General features: G+C 34.9%; 22 protein-coding genes. 20 read left to right on the top strand and 2 right to left on the bottom strand.

All coding sequences use genetic code 11. The annotated features are described in order from the left end of the window. Positions 1-53: 53 nt before the first annotated feature. The 6 genes from BUA98_RS03355 to BUA98_RS03330 all read left to right on the top strand — a co-directional run bounded on the left by BUA98_RS03355 (position 54) and on the right by BUA98_RS03330 (position 7724). Entirely contained in the window at positions 54-2828 is a 2775-nt protein-coding gene (locus tag BUA98_RS03355) for a 2-oxoglutarate dehydrogenase E1 component (RefSeq protein ID WP_072970208.1), read from the top strand. An 83-nt stretch (positions 2829-2911) separates the two neighbouring features. Continuing rightward, positions 2912-4153, top strand: a complete 1242-nt coding sequence (gene odhB / locus BUA98_RS03350) for a 2-oxoglutarate dehydrogenase complex dihydrolipoyllysine-residue succinyltransferase (RefSeq protein ID WP_072970207.1) — start codon at positions 2912-2914, stop codon at positions 4151-4153. Between the two features lie 182 nt (positions 4154-4335). Then, the gene (locus tag BUA98_RS03345; RefSeq protein ID WP_072970206.1) at positions 4336-4668 is read left to right on the top strand and encodes a hypothetical protein; all 333 of its coding nucleotides are present in this window, start codon (positions 4336-4338) and stop codon (positions 4666-4668) included. An 18-nt stretch (positions 4669-4686) separates the two neighbouring features. Then, positions 4687-4989 carry a hypothetical protein gene (locus BUA98_RS03340; protein ID WP_072970205.1) on the top strand — a complete coding sequence of 101 codons (303 nt, stop codon included), beginning with the start codon at positions 4687-4689 and terminating at the stop codon, positions 4987-4989. A 2-nt stretch (positions 4990-4991) separates the two neighbouring features. Beyond that, positions 4992-6551, top strand: coding sequence for a PepSY-associated TM helix domain-containing protein (locus tag BUA98_RS03335; protein WP_072970204.1), 1560 nt, complete (start codon positions 4992-4994; stop codon positions 6549-6551). A 57-nt stretch (positions 6552-6608) separates the two neighbouring features. Next, entirely contained in the window at positions 6609-7724 is a 1116-nt protein-coding gene (locus tag BUA98_RS03330) for a PepSY-associated TM helix domain-containing protein (protein ID WP_072970203.1), read from the top strand. Between the two features lie 46 nt (positions 7725-7770). Here BUA98_RS03330 and BUA98_RS03325 read toward each other — a convergent pair whose 3' ends face one another. Next, complete coding sequence (locus BUA98_RS03325; protein WP_072970202.1) at positions 7771-8118, bottom strand: toxin-antitoxin system YwqK family antitoxin; 348 nt, start codon at positions 8116-8118, stop codon at positions 7771-7773. Positions 8119-8328: 210 nt separating this feature from the next. After that, entirely contained in the window at positions 8329-9324 is a 996-nt protein-coding gene (locus BUA98_RS03320; RefSeq protein WP_072970201.1) for a TlpA family protein disulfide reductase, read from the bottom strand. 159 nt (positions 9325-9483) lie between these two features. Between BUA98_RS03320 and aspS the strand changes: the two genes are divergently transcribed. The 14 genes from aspS to nuoL all read left to right on the top strand — a co-directional run bounded on the left by aspS (position 9484) and on the right by nuoL (position 22583). Further along, positions 9484-11235, top strand: a complete 1752-nt coding sequence (gene aspS, locus BUA98_RS03315) for an aspartate--tRNA ligase (protein ID WP_072970200.1) — start codon at positions 9484-9486, stop codon at positions 11233-11235. A gap of 366 nt (positions 11236-11601) precedes the next feature. After that, positions 11602-11796, top strand: coding sequence for a cold-shock protein (locus BUA98_RS03310; RefSeq protein ID WP_007137066.1), 195 nt, complete (start codon positions 11602-11604; stop codon positions 11794-11796). A gap of 241 nt (positions 11797-12037) precedes the next feature. Continuing rightward, positions 12038-12403, top strand: coding sequence for an NADH-quinone oxidoreductase subunit A (locus tag BUA98_RS03305; protein WP_072970199.1), 366 nt, complete (start codon positions 12038-12040; stop codon positions 12401-12403). A gap of 154 nt (positions 12404-12557) precedes the next feature. Continuing rightward, a complete protein-coding gene (locus BUA98_RS03300; protein WP_029271568.1) occupies positions 12558-13106 on the top strand; it encodes an NADH-quinone oxidoreductase subunit B in 549 nt (182 codons plus the stop codon). Between the two features lies 1 nt (position 13107). Then, positions 13108-13629, top strand: coding sequence for an NADH-quinone oxidoreductase subunit C (locus BUA98_RS03295; RefSeq protein WP_072970198.1), 522 nt, complete (start codon positions 13108-13110; stop codon positions 13627-13629). Positions 13630-13654: 25 nt separating this feature from the next. Beyond that, the gene (locus BUA98_RS03290; protein ID WP_072970197.1) at positions 13655-14893 is read left to right on the top strand and encodes an NADH-quinone oxidoreductase subunit D; all 1239 of its coding nucleotides are present in this window, start codon (positions 13655-13657) and stop codon (positions 14891-14893) included. Between the two features lie 146 nt (positions 14894-15039). Continuing rightward, complete coding sequence (locus BUA98_RS03285) at positions 15040-15570, top strand: complex I 24 kDa subunit family protein (protein WP_026982598.1); 531 nt, start codon at positions 15040-15042, stop codon at positions 15568-15570. 1 nt (position 15571) lies between these two features. After that, the gene (gene nuoF, locus BUA98_RS03280) at positions 15572-16942 is read left to right on the top strand and encodes an NADH-quinone oxidoreductase subunit NuoF (protein WP_072970196.1); all 1371 of its coding nucleotides are present in this window, start codon (positions 15572-15574) and stop codon (positions 16940-16942) included. A 94-nt stretch (positions 16943-17036) separates the two neighbouring features. Further along, positions 17037-18068 carry an NADH-quinone oxidoreductase subunit G gene (locus BUA98_RS03275; protein WP_026982595.1) on the top strand — a complete coding sequence of 344 codons (1032 nt, stop codon included), beginning with the start codon at positions 17037-17039 and terminating at the stop codon, positions 18066-18068. Continuing rightward, complete coding sequence (gene nuoH, locus BUA98_RS03270; RefSeq protein WP_208857970.1) at positions 18068-19126, top strand: NADH-quinone oxidoreductase subunit NuoH; 1059 nt, start codon at positions 18068-18070, stop codon at positions 19124-19126. The genes BUA98_RS03275 and nuoH overlap by 1 nt, the downstream gene beginning before the upstream one ends. Before the next feature lie 161 nt (positions 19127-19287). Continuing rightward, the gene (locus BUA98_RS03265) at positions 19288-19833 is read left to right on the top strand and encodes a NuoI/complex I 23 kDa subunit family protein (RefSeq protein ID WP_026982593.1); all 546 of its coding nucleotides are present in this window, start codon (positions 19288-19290) and stop codon (positions 19831-19833) included. Next, positions 19834-20373: an NADH-quinone oxidoreductase subunit J family protein gene (locus tag BUA98_RS03260; RefSeq protein ID WP_035747761.1), complete on the top strand. Its 540-nt coding sequence runs from the start codon at positions 19834-19836 to the stop codon at positions 20371-20373. Beyond that, a complete protein-coding gene (nuoK, locus tag BUA98_RS03255; RefSeq protein WP_026982591.1) occupies positions 20373-20693 on the top strand; it encodes an NADH-quinone oxidoreductase subunit NuoK in 321 nt (106 codons plus the stop codon). The genes BUA98_RS03260 and nuoK overlap by 1 nt, the downstream gene beginning before the upstream one ends. 6 nt (positions 20694-20699) lie before the next feature. Further along, positions 20700-22583 (top strand): NADH-quinone oxidoreductase subunit L, encoded by a 1884-nt coding sequence (gene nuoL, locus BUA98_RS03250; RefSeq protein ID WP_072970590.1) that lies wholly within the window; start codon positions 20700-20702, stop codon positions 22581-22583. The last annotated feature ends 4 nt before the right edge of the window (positions 22584-22587 follow it).

Raw genomic sequence — 22587 nt, 5'->3', positions numbered from 1 at the left:
TGATTGTTGTACTTTTGCCATTCTATTTAACAAAAAGTATATTCACTAATATTATGGATAGGTTTTCATTTTTAAATGCAGCGCATACAGAGTTTTTCGCACAATTATACGATCAATATTTAGTAAACCCAGACAGCGTTGAGCCTAGCTGGAGAAGTTTTTTTCAAGGTTTCGACTTTGGACAGACGACTTATAATGACGAAAATCCGGTTCAACAGATTGTTGAATATGTGACTAGCGACAACACAGATTACAGCAAAGTTTCAGAAAAACTACAAAAAGAATTCAATGTATTAAAATTGATTGATGGTTACCGTACGCGCGGGCATTTGTTCACAAAAACAAATCCGGTGCGTGATCGTAGAACTTCATCTCCAACTTTAGATATTGAGAATTTCGGATTAACAACTGCTGATCTTTCGACAGTTTTTGATGCGGCTAAGACTATTGGAGTTGGACCTTCTACTTTACAGGATATCGTAACGCGTCTTAAATCTATTTACTGCCAGCATATTGGAATTGAATATATGTACATCAGAAATCCTGGTGTTGTAAAATGGATTCAGGATAAATTAGCGGTTAATGTTAATCAGCCTAATTTTTCTACAGAAGAAAAGAAAACGATCTTAAATAAATTAAACGAAGCAGTTTCTTTCGAGAACTTCTTACACACTAAATATGTTGGACAAAAACGTTTTTCACTAGAAGGTGGAGAATCTATTATTCCGGCTTTAGATGCTTTGATCGAGCAAGCTGCTGAAAAAGGTGTTGAACAATTCGTAATGGGAATGGCACACCGTGGTCGTTTGAACGTTTTGGCAAACATCTTCGGAAAATCTACTCAGGATATTTTTGGTGAGTTTGACGGTAAAGATTACGATCAGGAATATTTTGATGGTGACGTAAAATACCACTTAGGTCTTACAGCTGACAAAAAAACAAGATCAGGAAAAAGCATCAACATCAATTTAGCACCAAACCCTTCGCACTTAGAAACGGTTGGAGCTGTAATTGAAGGAATCACAAGAGCAAAACAAGATAAATATTATGCTGACGATTTCTCTAAAGTATTACCTATCGCCGTTCACGGAGATGCTGCAATTGCAGGACAGGGTATCTTATATGAAATCATTCAGATGGCACAGCTTGACGGTTACAAAACTGGAGGAACAATCCATATTGTAATTAACAACCAGGTTGGTTTTACAACAAACTATTTAGACGCTCGTTCTTCTACTTATTGTACAGACGTTGCTAAAGTAACTTTATCTCCGGTATTACACGTAAATGCTGATGATGCTGAAGCTGTTGTACATGCAGTATCTTTTGCATTAGACTACAGAATGCAGTTTGGACGTGACGTATTTATCGATTTATTAGGATACAGAAAATACGGTCATAACGAAGGTGATGAACCTCGTTTCACCCAACCGGTTTTATATAAAATCATCGCAAAACATAAAAATCCAAGAGATATTTATGCTGAGAAATTATTGTCTGACGGCGTAATCGATGCTTCTTATGTAAACGCTTTAGAAAAAGAATACAAATCTAATATGGAGGAGAATTTAGAAGCTTCCCGTAAAAAAGATTTGACAATTATAACACCATTCATGAAAAACGAATGGGATGGATTTGTTCAGGTAACTGATACGCAAATGCTTCAAAAAGTTGATACTACTTTTGACAAAAAAGGATTAGATTCTATCATCAATACAATCTCAACTTTACCATCTGACAAGAAATTCATCAACAAAATAACCAAAATTGTTACGGATAGAAAAGCAGGATACGACAACAACACTATTGACTGGGGAACAGCTGAAGCATTAGCTTATGGCTCTCTTTTGACAGAAGGATTTGATGTTCGTATTTCAGGTCAGGACGTAGAGCGTGGTACTTTCTCTCACCGTCATGCCGTAGTTAAAGTGGAAGATTCTGAAGAAGAAGTAATTCTATTAGATGCTATCGAAAACAAAAAAGGAAAATTCGGTGCCTTCAACTCTCTTTTATCTGAGTATGGTGTTCTTGGTTTTGATTATGGATATGCACTAGCTAATCCAAATGCATTAACTATTTGGGAAGCACAATTTGGAGATTTCTCAAATGGAGCTCAAATTATGATTGACCAATATATTTCATGTGGTGAAGACAAATGGAACAACCAAAATGGTATTGTTTTATTATTACCTCACGGATATGAAGGACAAGGTGCAGAACACTCTTCTGCAAGAATGGAACGTTACTTACAACTTTGTGCGAGACAAAATATGTACGTTGCAGATTGTACAACGCCAGCTAACTTCTTCCACTTGTTGAGAAGACAAATGAAAACAAATTTCCGTAAGCCTTTGGTAGTTTTCTCTCCAAAAAGTTTATTGCGTGACCCAAGATGCGTTTCTACAGTAGAAGAATTAGCAACAGGAAGTTTCCAGGAAACTATAGATGATAACACAGTAGATAAAAAAGCAGTAAAAACGTTAGTTTTTGTTACTGGTAAATTCTACTATGACATTGTTGCTGAAAGAGAAAACAACGGAAGAAATGACGTTGCAGTTGTTCGTGTTGAGCAATTATTCCCTTTACCAGTGGAGCAATTAAAAGCAATTATTGCACAATATCCAAATGCTGATGATTATGTTTGGGCACAAGAAGAGCCTAAAAACATGGGAGCTTACAGCTTTATGTTAATGAACTTCGATCTTGTAAAATGGAGATTGGCTTCATTAAAAGCTTATGCTGCTCCGGCATCAGGAAGTTATACAAGAGCTAAACGTCGTCATGCAGATGCGATTAGAATGGTTTTCGATAAAAATTTATTCAGATAAAAAATTAGTTTATACGCTTAAGTTTTAAAGTTAGACCAAACGCTTTAATCTTTAAGCAATACAAACCTTAAACAAAAACAAAGATGATTTTAGAAATGAAAGTCCCATCACCAGGGGAATCAATAAAAGAAGTTGAAATTGCAACTTGGTTAGTAAAAGACGGAGATTATGTAGAGAAAGATCAGGCTATTGCTGAAGTTGATTCAGATAAAGCTACTCTTGAATTGCCTGCTGAAATGAGCGGTATCATTACGCTTAAAGCTGAAGAAGGTGATACAGTTGCAGTAGGAGCTGTCGTTTGTTTAATTGATACTGATGCAGCAAAACCTGCAGGTGATGCACCAGCAGCTCCGGCAGCAGAAGCGCCAAAAGCAGAGGCTCCAAAGACAGAAGTAAAAGCAGAAGCGCCTAAAGCAGCTCCGGCACCGGCAGCGGCTCCAAGTTATGCAGCAGGAACTCCATCTCCGGCAGCAAGAAAAATATTAGACGAAAAAAATATAGCACCAGCAACAGTTTCAGGAACTGGTAAAGGTGGAAGAATCACAAAAGATGACGCTGTAAATGCAGTACCTTCAATGGGAACTCCAACAGGAGGAAGCCGTGGATCTGAGCGTACAAAATTATCAATGTTGCGTCGTAAAGTAGCTGAAAGATTAGTTTCTGCTAAAAACGAAACAGCAATGTTAACTACTTTCAATGAAGTAAACATGACGCCAATCAACCAAATTCGTAATGAATACAAAGATGCTTTCAAAGCAAAACATGGTGGTTTAGGCTTAGGTTTCATGTCATTCTTTACAAAAGCAGTTACAAGAGCTTTACAATTATATCCAGATGTTAACTCTATGATGGATGGTGATTACAAAATCGCTTACGATTTTGCTGATATCTCTATCGCAGTTTCCGGACCAAAAGGGTTAATGGTTCCTGTAGTTCGTAACGCTGAACTTTTAACTTTCCGCGGAATCGAAGCTGAAATCAAAAGATTAGCTTTAAGAGCTCGTGATGGTCAAATTACTGTTGACGATATGACTGGTGGAACTTTCACTATCACTAATGGTGGAGTTTTTGGAAGTATGTTAAGTACTCCAATCATCAATCCTCCTCAATCAGGAATTTTAGGAATGCACAACATTATCGAGCGTCCAATCGCTGTAAACGGTAAAGTTGAAATTCACCCAATGATGTATGTTGCACTTTCTTACGATCACAGAATTATCGACGGACGTGAGTCAGTTGGTTTCTTGGTTGCTGTAAAAGAAGCTTTAGAAAATCCACTAGAATTATTGATGAATGGCGATGCTAAACGTGCTTTAGAATTGTAATTTGAAATAATTTTCAATTTATATAAAACCTGCTCAAATAACGAGCAGGTTTTTTTATATCCAAAATCAAGAAAACTTACTTAGAATAAATAAAAATAACTTGTTTTGTTTTGATTCTTAACTTAGATTTGCACTATTAAAATTTATTCTAAATAATAGTTACACGTTTTAAATTACTAATCATGATAACAATTGCAAGTCTAATCGTTTTTTTAGCTTTTTACACTTTGTATTACACATCAAAAAGAGCTGCTTTATCATATGATTTAGGTTTTGAAAAATGGATGCAGAAAAATCCAAGACAAACTAAAATCACAGGACTCTTGCTTCTTCTATCTGCTTATTCCATATGGCTCTTTTCGCAATCATTGTGTTGTGGTACTTTCATGTTTTTCATTCAGCTAATGACTATTGGTAGTTTGATTATTATATTGAAACCTCTGAAAAAAGTAAATAGCATCGCTCTTTTAGTGTTATTTATAATTGTTGCCTTATTAGAATTTTATTACTACTAAATTATTCTTAAGCTCTCTATGCCAGCAAATCCAAAATATTTAACCCAGTCCAAATGGCAACGTTTTGCCAAAATTACCGCTGCCATTCTAGGCGGCTACTTTGTTTCTGTTACCTTTCACTTGGCACTCGCTTCATGGTTTAACCGTGCAAACATATTGATGACAATGGCTTTTACTGGTTTTATCCTTTGGGTTGCACTTATGGTAATTGCTTTTCTGGCAAAAAGTGGCTGGAAAATTTGGGGCATTTATCTTCTTCTAACACTAGTTTTTTCTCTATTAATTTATCTGGGTCTAACCTACAATCCAACGGCACAATAAGCATGAGCAATCGCAATTATAATATCTACTTTCATACACATACCGTTAGCGGAATCGTTATTAGTGTTGTCCTATTTGTCATTTTCTTTGCAGGATCTTTTTCTTTTTTTAGGGATGAAATAATTAACTGGGAAAGAAGTGAATCTACTCCTATAACAAAGGAAATTCAACTAGACTATAATGCTGCTTTACAAAAGCTAGACAAAGAATATGTATTACACGGCAGAAACATTACCATTTCTAAACCAACTAATGAAAGAAGGGTTGCCATTTATATGGAAGGTACCAAAGATACTTTGGCTCCAGCCAAACAAAAAGAAGGATCGTTTTTTTATCTTGATACCAAAAACTTCAAAACCTTTACCTATGAAGAATCTTATTCTTTAGGAGAGTTTTTGTACCGATTGCATTTCCTGGCACAAGTCCCATATCCTGTTGGATATTATCTTTCCGGATTTGTAGCTTTATTTTTCTTATTTGCAATTATAACCGGCGTTTTATTACACTGGAAAAAAATTGTTTCTAACTTTTATGTGTTCCGTCCAAAGGAAAAATTAAAAACGTTGTGGACAGATGCTCACACGGCTTTAGGAATGATTGGATTACCTTTTCAGTTTGTTTACGCTGTCACCGGAGCTTTTTTTATGATTAAACTTCTAATCGTGGCTCCCGCTGTAATGGCATTATATAAAGGAGATCAGGACAAATTATATAAAGAATTAGAATACACCGATCCAGATTATAAATTTGAAAATAAAAAATTAGCCAATTCTTTTAACATCGATCAACTGGTTGCAAAAGCAAAAAGCAATTGGTCTGATTTTGAAATCACACGTGTTTTCATCCAAAATTACGGCGATACTAACATGCACGTTTTAGTTGAAGGTGAAATGCCAAACCACAAAAAATTTACCGGAATTGGAAAAGTAGTTTACCGAATTGCTGATGGAAAAGAAATTGCAAAGAAAAATCCTGTAACTGATAACAATTATCTGGATGTTGTGAAAAATGTTTTGTACAAAATTCATTTTGGCGATTATGGCGGTTATGCACTGAAAATAGTCAGCTTCATTTTAGGAATTATTACTTGTTTTGTCATCATTTCAGGTGTAATGATTTGGTTGGTTGCACGACAAAAGAACAATATGCCGGAAAAGAAGAGACGTTTCAATGCAGCTGTTGTTCGTATTTATTTGGCGATTTGTTTGAGTATGTATCCAATCACCGCGCTTGCTTTTATCGTTACCAAAATATTCTATCCATTGACTCAGAATAATCTTTACACCGTTTATTTTGTGGGATGGTTAATACTGACAGTATTTTTTATACTTAAAAAGAATGATGCCTTTACCAATAAAGTATGTCTGATTTCCGGAAGTATTTTAGGCTTCTTAATTCCGATTACAAACGGAATCGTTTCAGGTAATTGGTTCTGGACTTCTTTTATGGAGAATAAAATTCAGGTCTTCTTTATTGACGTTTTCTGGATTGCTCTGGCTTCAATTTCTCTTTATGTAGCTTATCATTTAAAGCCAAAAAAAGAAGTAGTTGCCGAAAAATAATTGAAATAATTTGCCCCTAATTGATTTAGCACATACTTTTACGCTTTTATTCAAAAAATGGGCTTCAAAAAACAAATACGTTTTCTACATAAATGGCTCGGATTAATTTCCGGGCTTATTGTTTTTATAATAAGTATTACCGGATGTATCTTTTGTTTTCATGACGAAATAAAAGATATTACAAGAAAAGAATGGCGATTTGTTGAACCTCAGGACAAATCTTTTTTGACGCCATCTGTTTTACAGCAAAAGGCAAAAGAAATACTTCCTAAAAATACAGCAAGCATGGTTTCGTATTACGGAAGAAATCGGTCTGCGATCGTCTATACCTACTCTGATACTGAAAATTTATACCTGTATTTTAATCCGTACACTGGAAAATATTTAAAAACTGAAAATCCAAAAACTGATTTTTTTATTATTGTCGAATACATTCATTTGTATTTACTCCTGCCCGATTATATTGGAAAACATATTATTGGCGGAGCAACCATAATCTTTATTTTATTATTAATCTCAGGAATTATTCAATGGTGGCCAAAACGAAAACATGATATAAAAAGAAGTTTTACAGTAAAATGGTCGGCCAAATGGCGTCGTGTAAACTATGACTGGCACAATACTTCTGGTTTCTACATTTCACTTATTGTACTTATTCTTGCCATAACCGGATTAACCTTTACCTATGAATGGGTTGGTGATGGTATTTACAAAACTTTCAATTTTGGCGGAGATAAAGCTGCAGAAACCAAAGCACCCGCAATTGACACAACAAAATTTAAAACAAATAGTATAACTGCGGTTGATCGCGCATTTATTGAAACTGCAAAATTGCAACCAAAATCCGAAATGTTTTTTATTTTGCTTCCGCAGAAAAAAGGAGACATAATCAGTACCGGAGCTTATCCGCATACCTTAAGATATGATCATCAAAGCAATTACTATTTTCATCCGCTTGACGGAAAACTACTTCAGAACGATCCTTATGATCAAAAAAGTTTAGGTCTGCAGGTTGTCGAAATGAATTATGGAATTCATACAGGACAAATTCTGAATTTACCCGGAAAAATTATTGCTTTTATAGTAAGTTTAATTGCAGCAGCTCTTCCCGTCTCTGGTTTTATAATCTGGTATGGAAGAAGAAAAAAAAGCTGCAAAAAATTAAAGGCATAAAAAAACCGCTTATAAAAGCGGTCTTAAATGTATCTTAGAAATTACCTTAGTTTCTATTGGCTAAAGCATTTTTCTGTAAGTTTTTAACTGAGCTTACTTTGCTATTTTCATAAGCAACCTCGCATAGGCTATTTTCATTAAAGAAAATCCATTTTCCAGTTTTCAATCCGTCTGTGTATTCTCCCACTGCAACTTTATTTCCTTTTTCATCATACGATACCCAAACGCCATCTAGTTTACCATCCTTAAAGAAACCTTCTTGTTGTACTTTACCATTTTCATGGTAATAAGTAGCTTTCACTTTATTTCCAACAGCTTCCAATTCTGGTTTTACCTCTTGTGCAACTAAAATTCCAGAGAACATCATTGCAACTAAAATCACACATTTTTTCATATCTTTAGGTATTAATGTTATCAAATTGTTATCAAATATAGTTAATAGTTTACATTAAACAAACTTTTACTTAACAATTTGGTAACATTGAATAAAAACTTAACATTGGAGATTTTCTAAAAACAAAAAAACCAACGCCGAAGCATTGGTTTTACTGGTATTTTAACGAAAATGCAAACGTACTATATCGTTATATATTTGGTAAATAAATTACTTCAATAATGCGTCTAATTGCGTTTGAAGCTCTGGAGACGATGGTCGCTCTGCATCTGGAGTCACAATATTTCCTTTTGGATCTATCAGGATAAATCTTGGAATTCCGGTCACACCATAACTTGTTACAAACTCAGATTCCCAATCTTTATCAGCAAACAATTGGGTTCCTCCTAATTGTTTATCCGTTACAAACTTTTTCCATTTTTCATTATCCTTTGCTTTATCAATAGAAACACTCACGAACTCAATATTCTTTCCATGGTATTTCTCTTCGATTTTTTGCAAATAAGGAATCTCAGCTCTACATGGCGCACACCAGGTTGCCCAAAGATCGATATAAACATACTTTCCTTTTAACTCAGAAAGTTTTGTTTTCCCTCCTTTAAAATTCTCATAATCAAAATCAGGTGATTCTTTACCAACCAATTTCTTTGCTTTCAAAGCTCTTTCATATTCTTCAGAAGCATATTGATTAAAGCTTTCGAAATTATGCTTTAAAGCTTCTTTAAATTCAGGATCAAAATCTCCTTTTTCAAGATTTTCTAAATCTGTTTTTTTCTTTTGTTCTAATAAAGTAGCAAATTCTACTGCTTCTTTTGAAAAAGCTTCATTCTGAAATTTTTCATCTTTTAAAGCTTGTTGTGCAAGGAAATTACTTTCATTGACACCTTTACCTTTATAAACAATAGTTTCATCAAATTCTTTGGCATTCATTGTTAAGCTAACATCTGAACTTGGTTTCAAATATAAACGTGAAGATTCTGTACCATCAGAAAACATATAAAACCCTTTTGGAGCATCAAAAGAAGCCACAAAAAGTTGTTTATTATTGATAGGAATTACTTGTTTAAAGTTATTTTTTCCTTTAATGACTAAAGTGTCACTATTTCTATTCTCAATTTTAGCAGTAAATTTAACTTGATTTTTGGCTTGACCAATAACATTCAAAGCGCTAAAAATCAACAGACCAGTTACAAAAAGTTTGTTCATATCTATTAAAGTTTGTTTTTAGTGATTCAAATCTAAAGAAATTACCGCGGCAAAATTTAAGAATTAACAAAATATTTCAAATTAAATGAGCATCAAGTTGTCACTTTACTATATTAATTTGAATTTTGTTGTTTACTTTTGCAGTCTAAAATTTTGATCATGTATAGAAGTCATAATTGTGGCGAGTTAAATGCCTCAAACATTAATACGGAAGTTACACTTGCAGGTTGGGTTCAAAAATCACGCGATAAAGGATTTATGAATTGGGTTGATTTACGCGACCGTTACGGAATTACACAATTAATTTTCGACGAAAGTCGTACTGATAAAACTGTTTTTGAATTAGCCAAAACACTTGGTAGAGAATTTGTAATTCAGGTAAAAGGAACTGTTATTGAGCGTGAAGCCAAAAACAAAAACATTCCGACTGGTGAAATCGAAATTTTAGTTTCTGAATTAAACATTTTAAATGCAGCTTTAACACCTCCATTTACAATTGAAGATGAAACGGATGGTGGAGAAGATATCAGAATGAAATATCGTTATTTAGACATTAGAAGAAATCCTGTAAAAAACAGTTTGTTATTCCGTCATAAAGTTGCGATGGAAGTTCGTAAGTATCTGTCTGATTTAGATTTCTGCGAAGTTGAAACGCCTTATTTAATCAAATCGACTCCGGAAGGTGCGAGAGATTTTGTTGTTCCAAGCAGAATGAATGAAGGACAATTTTACGCATTGCCACAATCTCCACAAACTTTCAAACAATTATTGATGGTGGGTGGAATGGATAAATATTTCCAAATCGTGAAATGTTTCCGTGACGAAGATTTGCGTGCAGACCGTCAACCTGAGTTTACACAAATCGATTGCGAAATGGCATTTGTGGAACAGGAAGATATTTTGAATGTTTTTGAAGGACTGACAAGACATTTATTGAAAGAAATTAAAGGTATTGAAGTAGATAAATTTCCAAGAATTACCTACGAATATGCTATGAAAACATATGGAAATGACAAACCGGACATCCGTTTCGGAATGGAGTTTGGTGAGTTAAACGAATTTGCACAACATAAAGATTTTCCAGTATTCAATGCTGCAGAATTAGTAGTAGGAATTGCTGTTCCGGGAGCAGGAAATTATACTCGTAAAGAAATTGACGGGTTAATTGACTGGGTTAAGCGTCCTCAAGTTGGCGCATCTGGAATGGTTTACGCAAAATGCAATGATGATGGAACATTCAAATCATCTGTCGATAAATTTTACGATCAGGATGATTTAGGACAATGGGCAAAAATTACAGGAGCGAAACCTGGCGATATGATTTTTGTACTTTCTGGACCTGCAAATAAAACACGCGCACAACTTTCAGCACTTCGTATGGAATTAGCAACTCGTTTAGGATTGCGTAATCCTGAAGAATTTGCTCCGTTATGGGTTGTAGATTTCCCATTATTGGAACTTGATGAAGAAAGCGGACGTTACCATGCAATGCACCACCCATTTACATCTCCTAAACCAGAAGACATGCAATTATTGGAAACTGAACCAGGAAAAGTTCGTGCCAATGCTTATGATATGGTATTAAACGGAAATGAAATTGGAGGAGGATCGATTCGTATTCACGATAAGGCTACTCAACAATTAATGTTTAAATATTTAGGATTTACGGAAGAAGAAGCAAAAGCACAATTCGGTTTCTTAATGGATGCTTTCCAATTTGGAGCACCGCCACACGGAGGATTAGCATTTGGATTGGACAGACTTGTTGCTATTTTAGGAGGTCAGGAAACTATTAGAGATTTTATTGCTTTCCCAAAAAACAATTCAGGACGCGACGTAATGATTGACGCACCTGCAACAATTGATGACGCTCAACTAAAAGAACTACATATTAAGGTTGATATCCAATAAAAATTCTAAAAATTATATTATACAAAACTGCAATTATCTTTAGTTGCAGTTTTTTTTATTCCTTATTGCGAATTTGACAAAGTCTTAAAAACCATAACAAACAAGAGACTTTACAATAATTATTACTAAATAATTGAACAAATTAGGATAATTGTCAAAATGACCTTAAATACAGGTTCAGTTTTCCTAGTTCGTTTCCTACAATTAACGATTCTCAAATAAAGCACATCTGTATAGGATTTGATGCAATATAAATAGCGAAAAGACTGTGAATCAATAATTTTTACAAAAAATTAACACCTTATTGTCTTTTGTATGAATTTATATCTTACATTTGCTTCATTATAAATTATTATTACAATTACAATGCGTACAGGTACAGTAAAATTTTTCAATGAATCTAAAGGTTATGGATTCATTACAGACGAAGAAACAGGAAAAGATATCTTCGTTCACGCTTCAGGAATTAACGCGGAAGAATTACGCGAAGGTGACCGTGTAAGCTATGAAGAAGAAGAAGGAAGAAAAGGGAAAGTTGCTGCTAAAGTAGCAGTAATCTAAGAAAAATATAGCAATTTATTTTTTTTGCCTCTGAATGGTTTTAAGAACGTCCCGAAGTATCGGGACGTTTTTTTTTGCTCAAATCTTAAAAAAATATTAAAATTCGAGATTGTTATTTATAATCAATAAAAATTAGACACAAACACCGTTTCTCAACATACTTAAATCATTTTTTATCTTGTGATTTACATAGTTGAAAGTTATCTTTGTGGCTTATTCTTTAAGTAAAAACCCTAAGTTTATGCAATCTGATCAATACAGTTACATTCCTATTCTAATGCAGTTCATTTTAGCTGTTGGTTTTGTGGTAGGAACAATCATAATTTCTGGAAAATTAGGACCAAAAAGAACCTCTGAAGTTAAAGACAAAAACTTTGAGTGCGGTATCGAATCTGTTGGTAATGCCCGTATTCCGTTTTCAGTAAAATACTTCCTGGTAGCTATTTTGTTCGTATTATTTGACGTAGAGGTAATTTTCCTTTATCCTTGGGCAGTAAACTTCAAGGAATTAGGAATGGAAGGAATGCTAAAGATGATTGTTTTTATGTCGCTTCTTTTAGTTGGTTTTTTCTATATCATCAAAAAGAAAGCTTTAGACTGGGAATAAGAAATTTTAGATTTCAGATCTTAGATTTTAGATTGATTTAGAATTTTAGATTTGAAAGACAATTTCTCAAAATATAATATTGACTTTTAAAATATTGATTTCGATTTACAAGATTTACAAAATCTAAAATCAGAAATTTAAAATCTAAAATAAAATGAGCGATTCAAATGTAAATATGGTTGCGCCGCCGGAAGGAGTTGTAGGAGAAGGTTTCTTCGCTACAAAACTAAATGATGTTGTAGGTTTAGCAAGAGCCAATTCATTATGGCCATTGCCTTTTGCAACTTCATGCTGTGGTATCGAATTTATGGCTACAATGGCTTCACATTACGATTTAGCACGATTTGGTTCTGAGCGTGTGAGTTTCTCTCCCCGTCAGGCTGATATGTTAATGGTAATGGGAACTATTTCTAAAAAAATGGCGCCTATTTTAAGACAGGTTTACGAACAAATGTCTGAGCCTCGCTGGGTAATTGCAGTTGGAGCTTGTGCTTCATCAGGTGGAATCTTCGATACTTATTCTGTTTTACAAGGAATTGATAAAGTAATTCCGGTTGACGTTTACGTTCCGGGATGTCCTCCAAGACCAGAACAAATTGTTGATGGAGTAATGAAACTTCAGGAATTGGTAAGAAGCGAATCTGTTAGACGCAGAAGCTCTCCAGAATACCAAGAATTACTAGCTTCATATAACATTTCATAAGATGGCCTTAGAAAATACCCTGATTCAAGACAAACTTACAGAAACATTTGATTCAAGTGTTTTTAACTTTCAACAAGAAAGAGATATTTTTTCAATAGAAACAACAGCAGATAAAATCACTGCTTTAATTCTTTTTTTGAAAAACGATTCTGATTTACGTTTTCACTTTTTAACTGATTTATGCGGAATTCACTATCCGGACAACGAAACAGATCGTCAGTTCGCGATAGTATATCATTTGCACAACTGGTACGAAAACAAGCGTATCAGAATCAAAGTATACCTTAATGGTGAAAAACCAGAGATAAAAACCATTTCAAATATTTTCTTAAGTTCAAACTGGATGGAAAGAGAAACATACGATTTCTTCGGGATTAACTTTATTGGACATCCGCAATTGAAACGTATTTTGAATATGGACGAAATGATCTCTTTCCCAATGCGAAAAGAATTCCCAATGGAAGACAGCGGAAGAACGGATAAAGACGACAGATTCTTTGGAAGAACAACAACAAATTGCTAAAAAATAAATAATTCAACATTATAAAATGTCAGAACTATTATTACCACCAGAGCATCGATATGCTAAAATAATAAAGGAGAAACTAAATGAAGACGGAAGCGAGCTTTCAGTACTGAATTTAGGTCCAACTCACCCTGCAACTCACGGTATTTTTCAGAATATCTTATTGATGGATGGTGAAAGAATTCTTGAGGCTGAACCAACCATTGGTTATATCCACAGAGCATTCGAAAAAATTGCCGAAAATCGACCTTTCTATCAAATTACGCCTCTTACAGATCGTATGAACTATTGCTCCTCTCCTATCAATAATATGGGATGGTGGATGACTTTAGAAAAATTGTTAAATATTGAAGTTCCTAAAAGAGCACAATATTTCAGAGTTATCGTAATGGAATTAGCCCGTATTACAGACCACTTAATCTGTAACTCGATTTTGGGTGTAGATACTGGTGCCTATACTGGTTTCTTATACGTTTTTCAATTTAGAGAAAAAGTTTACGAGATCTACGAAGAAATTTGTGGTGCTCGTTTAACAACAAATATGGGAAGAATTGGTGGTTTCGAAAGAGATTGGTCACCAGAAGCTTTCCGCAAACTAGAAGTGTTTTTAAGAGATTTTCCTGTCGCTTGGCAAGAATTTGAAAACTTATTCGAAAGAAACAGAATTTTCCTTGACAGAACTGTAAATGTTGGAGCAATCTCAGCAGAGCAAGCAATGGCTTACGGGTTTACAGGTCCAAATTTACGTGCTGCCGGAGTTGATTATGACGTTCGTGTTGCACATCCTTATTCATCTTACGAAGATTTCGATTTTATTGTTCCTGTTGGAAAATCAGGTGATACATACGATCGTTTCTGTGTTCGTAATGCCGAAGTTCGCGAAAGTTTAAGCATTATTCGCCAGGCTTTAGACAAAATGCCAGCCGGAAACGAATATCATGCAGAAGTACCGGATTATTACCTTCCTCCAAAAGAAGATGTTTACACTTCAATGGAATCTTTAATTTATCACTTTAAGATTGTAATGGGAGAAGTTCCTGTACCAGTTGCAGAAATTTACCACCCCGTTGAAGGAGGAAATGGAGAATTAGGATTTTACTTAGTTACTGACGGAAGCAGAACTCCATATAGATTACATTTCAGAAGACCTTGCTTTATTTATTACCAAGCTTATCCTGAAATGATTAAAGGCGCTTTATTATCGGATGCAATTGTTATCCTTTCAAGTTTAAATGTTATTGCAGGAGAATTAGACGCGTAAAGAATTGCAGATTTTAGAGTTTAGATTGCAGATTGAAAAATCTACAATTTAAAATCAGAAATCTAAAATTAAAAAAGATTGCAGAATGCTGATTCTAGATACAGATTGAAAAATCTAAAATCTAAAATCTAAAATCCAAAATAAGAATGGAAAGAAAACATTACAAACAAGAAATAAACATGACTGAAGCATTGATGACTCGCATCAATGAATTGATCAGTCATTATCCTGAAGACAAAAGAAAATCAGCTTTGTTGCCTGTTTTGCACGAAGTGCAGGATGCGCATGATAACTGGTTGAGCACTGAGTTGCAGGATAAAGTTGCTGAAATTTTGCACATCAAACCAATTGAGGTTTACGAAGTGGTTACTTTTTATACCATGTACAACCAAAAACCAATTGGAAAATACATGTTCGAATTCTGTCAGACTTCTTGTTGTTGTTTAAATGGTGCTGAAAATTTAATGGATTATACTTCTGAAAAATTAGGCATTAAGATGGGAGAAACAACTCCAGACGGAATGTTTACTATTGCCGGAGTAGAATGTTTAGGTGCTTGCGGATACGCTCCGATGATGCAGTTAGGCGATTTCTACAAAGAGAAATTGACAGAAGAAAAAATCGATCAGTTAATCGCTGATTGTAGAGATGATAAAATAATATTACACGATAAATAAGATGTCACAGAAAATATTATTAGATAAAATCAATGTTCCAGGTATTAAAACCTACGAGGTATATCGCCAAAATGGTGGTTACGCTTCTGTAGAAAAAGCTTTGAAAACACTTACGCCAGACGAAGTTGTTGAAGAAGTTAAAAAATCAGGACTTCGTGGTCGTGGTGGTGCGGGTTTCCCTGCCGGAATGAAATGGAGTTTTATTGATAAAAAATCAGGTAAACCAAGACACTTAGTTTGCAATGCCGATGAGTCTGAACCAGGAACTTTCAAAGATCGTTATTTGATGGAATTTATTCCTCACTTATTGATCGAAGGAATGATTACTTCAAGTTTTGCCTTAGGCGCTAACCTTTCGTATATCTACATTCGTGGAGAATATATGTGGGTTTTCAAAATTTTAGAAAGAGCAATCGCCGAAGCGAAAGCTGCCGGTTGGCTAGGAAAAAATATATTAGGAACAGGTTACGATTTAGAATTACATGTTCACTGTGGAGCGGGAGCTTATATTTGTGGTGAAGAAACTGCACTTATAGAATCTTTGGAAGGTAAAAGAGGAAATCCTCGTATCAAACCACCATTTCCAGCGGTTTCTGGACTTTGGGCTAATCCAACAGTAGTAAACAATGTTGAAACTATCGCAGCTGTGCCTTGGATCATCAACAACTCTGGAGATGATTATGCTAAAATCGGAATTGGACGTTCAACTGGAACTAAATTAATTTCTGCTTCAGGACACATTAAAAACCCTGGCGTGTACGAAATTGAATTAGGATTAAGTGTTGACGAATTCATGAATTCTGATGAGTATTTAGGCGGAATGTCTTCAAGCAGACCTTTGAAAGCGTTTGTTCCCGGAGGATCTTCAGTGCCAATTTTACCAGCTGAATTGATTTTCAAAACAGCAAACGGCGAAGACCGATTAATGACTTACGAATCTTTAAGTGATGGTGGTTTTGCTACCGGATCTATGTTAGGTTCTGGAGGATTTATCGTTTATAATGATACTGCTTGTGTGGTAAGAAATACTTGGAATTTTGCACGTTTCTACCACCACGAATCTTGCGGGCAATGTACACCTTGCCGTGAAGGAACTGGATGGTTAGAAAAAATCTTGTGGAGAATTGAAAACGGTCAGGGCCGTGAAGAAGATATCGAATTATTGTGGAGTATTCAAAGTAAAATCGAGGGTAACACCATTTGCCCACTAGGGGACGCAGCTTCCTGGCCAGTAGCAGCAGCGATCCGTCACTTTAGAGATGAATTTGAATACCACGTTCGTTTCCCTGAAAAAATTAAAAATAGAGATCATTTTGTTGCTGAACCTTTCTCGCAAGTGAAACATTTAGTAGGCGGTAAACTAATCGTATAAAGAAATATAAAGCAGAAAGTTATAAAGTTAATAATATAAAAAGGACAGCAAATCTTTTCAATATTCCGACTTTCAACATTCAAATCAATAAGAGATGAAAGTAACCATAGACGGTCAAAGTATAGACGTAGAGCCAGGAACAACGATCCTGCAGGCTGCACGTATGATTGGTGGAGATTTGGTACCGCCAGCCATGTGCTATTACTCAAAATTAAAAGGCAGCGGCGGAAAATGTCGTTGTTGTTTAGTTGAAGTTTCTAAAGGTAGTGAAGCTGACCCAAGACCAATGCCAAAATTAATGGCATCTTGTGTAACAGGATGTATGGACGGAATGGAAGTAAACAGTAAATCTTCTGACAGAGTAACGGAAGCCCGTAAATCTGTAACAGAATTTTTATTGATCAATCACCCGCTTGACTGCCCGGTTTGTGATCAGGCCGGAGAATGTGATCTTCAAAATTTAAGTTTTGAACACGGAAATCCAAAATCACGTTTTATTGAAGAAAAAAGAACATTTGAACCAGAAGATATCGGTCCAAATATTCAACTACATATGAACCGTTGTATCTTATGTCAAAGATGCGTACAAGTTGCAGATCAATTGACAGACAACAGAGTTCACGGAGTATTAGATCGTGGAGATCACGCTAATATTTCAACAGGAATCTCAAAAGCTATCGACAATGAATTCTCTGGAAATATGATTGACGTATGTCCGGTTGGAGCATTAACTGATAAAACTTTCCGTTTCAAATCAAGAGTTTGGTTCAACAAACCTTACAATGCACACAGAGAATGTACAACTCCGGGATGTTGTGGAAAAACCACCGTTTGGATGTTTGGAGGAGAAATTCAACGTGTAACAGGTCGTAAAGATGAGTATCATGAAGTGGAAGAATTCATCTGTAACTCTTGTCGTTTTGATCACAAAAACGTAAATGACTGGGTTATTGAAGGACCAAGAGAGTTTGAAAAAGATTCTGTTATCAACCAAAATAACTACACTCAAAAATTAGAGAAAGTAGAAATCGATACCGAAAAAACTATCCTTATGGGTAGAGATATTGACCGTAAAAAAATTAGTATGGCTGAAATTCCATTAAACACTAACAACAAAATTTCTTAATGATGGTAGATGGTACGTTTATTATAGAGAAAAGTGTTGTAATTGTTGTGGTCTTTGCTATAACAATGATCATGGCGATGTATTCTACCTGGGCTGAACGTAAAGTTGCGGCTTTTCTTCAGGATCGTGTAGGGCCAAACCGTGCCGGATGGGGAGGTTTATTACAACCACTTGCAGATGGTATGAAATTATTCTCAAAAGAAGAATTTGAGCCAAACACGCCTAATAAATTTTTATTCGTTGTTGGTCCGGCAATTGCCATGAGTACGGCTTTGATGACCAGCGCTGTAATTCCATGGGGAGACAGACTGCATGTTTTTGGACGTGACGTTTTATTGCAGGCAACAGATGTAAATATTGCTTTATTATATGTTTTCGGAGTAATTTCTGTTGGAGTTTACGGAATCATGATTGGTGGATGGGCTTCAAACAATAAATTTTCTTTGATGGGAGCTGTTCGTGCAGCTTCGCAAATGGTTTCTTATGAAGTTGCCATGGGATTATCAATGATTGCATTATTGATGATGACTGGAACTTTAAGCTTAAAAGAAATCTCTGAGCAACAAGCGGGAATGAACTGGAATGTTTTTTACCAGCCTTTATCTTTCTTGATTTTCCTGATTTGTGCTTTCGCAGAAACAAATAGAACGCCTTTTGACTTAGCAGAATGTGAGTCTGAGTTGATTGGTGGATATCATACTGAATACTCATCGATGAAAATGGGATTCTACTTATTTGCTGAATATGCGAATATGTTTATTTCAGCTACTATTATATCAGTGTTGTTTTTTGGAGGATACAATTATCCTGGAATGCAATGGATGGTAGAAAATGTGGGAGTTAATATCGCTAACGTTTTAGGAATTGCAGTATTATTTGCTAAAATATGCTTCTGGATCTTTTTCTATATGTGGGTACGCTGGACTATTCCAAGATTTAGATATGACCAGTTAATGAATTTAGGATGGAAAATTTTGATTCCACTTTCGATCATTAATATCATAATTACAGGGGTTGTAATTTTAAGACATGATATCGCAGCATACTTAGGGTTTTAATACCTGAGTGCCCTAGCCCCGATAGAAGCGGTATCCTTTTATGGTGGGGTTCACCATAAAAGATACAAGCGGATAGCGGGATTAGCTTCAAATTAAAAATAAAACAGATTTTGGATTTGACTTAACTGCCAAATTGTGAATCGTAAATCATACATTAAAAAATGTCAATAGAAACTATATCATTATCGGGTAGAAAAAAGATGGTCTCGAACAAAGAGATGACTTTTTGGGAACGATTGTATCTTGTGGCGATTGTGAAAGGATTGCTTATTACACTTAAGCACCTTTTCAGAAAGAAAGTAACCATTCATTATCCTGAACAAGTACGTGAAATGAGTCCGGTTTATCGTGGTCAACACCAGTTGAAGCGTGATGAGCAAGGTCGTGAAAACTGTACGGCTTGTGGATTGTGCGCTTTATCTTGTCCAGCAGAAGCGATCACTATGAAAGCTGCTGAGCGTAAACCAGATGAAAAACATTTATACAGAGAAGAAAAATACGCTGAGATTTATGAAATCAATATGTTGCGTTGTATTTTCTGTGGTCTTTGCGAAGAAGCTTGTCCAAAAGACGCTATCTATTTGACAACTTCAAAAGTTTTGGTTCCTTCTAGTTATGAAAGAGAAGATTTCATTTTTGGAAAAGACAGATTAGTGATGCCTCTTGACGTGGCTATCAAAAATGCTCAACTTAATAATGCTAACTAAATGATACATATTCCTGATTTTGCACACGCAACAACTGTACAAATTATATTTTGTTTCTTAGCGTTTATTACGGTAATTACCGCATTTTTGACCATTTTTAGTAGAAACCCAATTCATAGTGCTATCTATTTAGTGATTTGTTTCTTTTCGATTGCTGGTCACTATCTATTATTAAACTCTCAATTTTTGGCTATTGTACATATTATAGTCTACTCGGGGGCGATTATGATTTTATTCCTCTTTACGATCATGTTAATGAATCTAAACGAACGCCATCAGGTTCACAGACCTAGAATTACTCGTTTAGGTGCTATTGTTTCTTTTTGTTTAATTGTTATTGTATTGATTACAATTTTCATCAATTCTAAACCAATTGTTGGCGAATATGATTCAACCGGAGAAGATTTTCAGTCTATCAAAGTATTGGGTAAAATATTATTGAACGAATATATGGTTCCATTTGAATTTGCTTCGATTTTGCTTTTAGTAGCCATGATTGGAACAGTATTATTGTCTAAAAAAGAAAAATTAAATAAATAATGGGTAATATATTAAATCAAATAGGTATTGAAAACTACATCTTTTTAAGTGTTGTACTTTTTTGTATTGGTGTTTTTGGTGTATTGTACAGACGAAATGCTATTATCGTTTTCATGTCTATCGAAATCATGTTGAATGCAGTTAACCTTTTATTTGTTGCTTTTTCAACGTATCATCAAGATGCACAAGGACAAGTTTTTGTGTTCTTTTCGATGGCAGTTGCTGCAGCAGAAGTTGCGGTAGGATTGGCCATTCTGGTTTCTATTTTTAGAAATTTAGGCTCAATTAGTATCGATAATTTAAAAAATTTAAAAGGATAAATGGAAATGGATACCAATTTAGCTTTAGTCTTAGTTTTATCTCCTTTTTTAGGATTTTTAATCAATGTTTTTTTCGGGAAAAGCTTAGGAAAAACGGTTTCGGGTATTATCGGAACAGTTGCCGTAGCGGTTTCTTTTGTGGTTACTCTTATACTTTTTAATCAAATTACTTCAACTGGAAAAGCCATTCAGGTAACTTTATTTGACTGGATCCAGATCAGTAATCTTCATATTGATTTAGGATTTTTATTAGATCAATTATCTGTTCTTTGGTTGCTTTTTGTAACCGGTATCGGATCATTGATTCACTTATACTCGATCAGTTACATGCACGATGATGAGAATATGCATAAGTTTTTTGCGTATTTAAATCTGTTCGTATTCTTCATGATTACGCTTGTAATTGGAAGCAACTTACTAGTATTATTTATTGGTTGGGAAGGTGTTGGACTTTGTTCGTACTTATTAATTGGATTCTGGCATAAAAACCAGGATTACAATGATGCTGCGAAAAAAGCTTTCATCATGAACAGAATTGGAGATTTAGGTTTATTAATCGGAATGTTCATTATCGGTTCAATGTTCTCTACTTTAGATTATGCAACTTTAAAAACGGCGATTGCCGGAGCAACAAATCTAAACTTGCCTTTGCTTTCTTTAGCAGCTTTATGTTTGTTTATTGGAGCTTGTGGTAAATCAGCGCAGATTCCTTTATATACTTGGTTACCTGATGCAATGGCTGGACCAACTCCGGTTTCTGCATTGATTCACGCGGCAACAATGGTTACTGCTGGTATCTTCATGGTAACAAGATTAAACTTTGTTTTTGATTTAGCGCCAGACGTTCAGACTGTAATAGCTATTGTTGGAGCTGTAACTTCATTAGTTGCTGCAACAATTGGTTTGGTTCAGACAGATATTAAAAAAGTACTGGCCTACTCTACCGTTTCTCAATTAGGTTTAATGTTTTTAGCCTTAGGATTTGGAGCTTATGAAGTAGCTGTTTTCCATGTAATCACACACGCTTTTTTCAAAGCTTGTTTATTCTTAGGATCTGGATCTGTAATTCACGGATTGCACGGAGAGCAAGATATGCGTAAAATGGGTGGATTGCGCAAAGCAATGCCAATTACTTTTTGGACCATGTTAATTTCATCATTAGCGATTTCTGGTGTTCCGTTTTTCTCTGGTTTCTTCTCTAAAGATGAAATCTTAATGACTGCTTTCCATCATAGTATTCCATTATATGTTATTGGATCTATTGCTTCAATCATGACAGCATTTTATATGTTCAGATTGATGTTCCTTACTTTCTTTAAAGAGTTTAGAGGAACTGAAGAGCAAAAACATCATTTACACGAAAGTGACGGATTAATTACTTTCCCATTAATGATATTAGCTGTTTTGGCAACTTTTGGAGGTCTTATCAGTCTTCCTGGAAACAGCTGGTTAAATGAATATATGGCTCCACTTTTTACCAAAGTGGCTGGAGAAGAGCACCATTTAGGTACAACAGAATATACTCTTATGGGAGTTGCTGTTTTAGGTGGATTGATCGGTATCTTGATTGCTTATATTAAATATTTTAAACAAGATAATGTTCCTGAATCAGATGAAAACATCACTGGTTTAACCAAGGTTTTATACAACAAATATTATGTAGACGAAATTTACGATGCAATATTTGTACGCTCAATAAACGGATTGTCAAAATTCTTTAGAGACTATGTTGAAACTGGTTTATCAGCAGTTGTTTTCGGATTAGGTAAAGTGACTAATGAACTGGCTTTTCAAGGTAAAAAATTACAAAACGGAAGTATTGGATTATATCTGTTTGCTTTTGTTTTGGGTCTTTGTGCCATTATTTCCTATATATTTTTAGCTCAATAATTTT

The organism is Flavobacterium saccharophilum, from assembly GCF_900142735.1.
Taxonomy (GTDB): domain Bacteria; phylum Bacteroidota; class Bacteroidia; order Flavobacteriales; family Flavobacteriaceae; genus Flavobacterium; species Flavobacterium saccharophilum.
The sequence above is the reverse complement of the archived record's forward strand: the minus strand, read 5'-3'. Positions and strand labels throughout refer to the sequence as shown.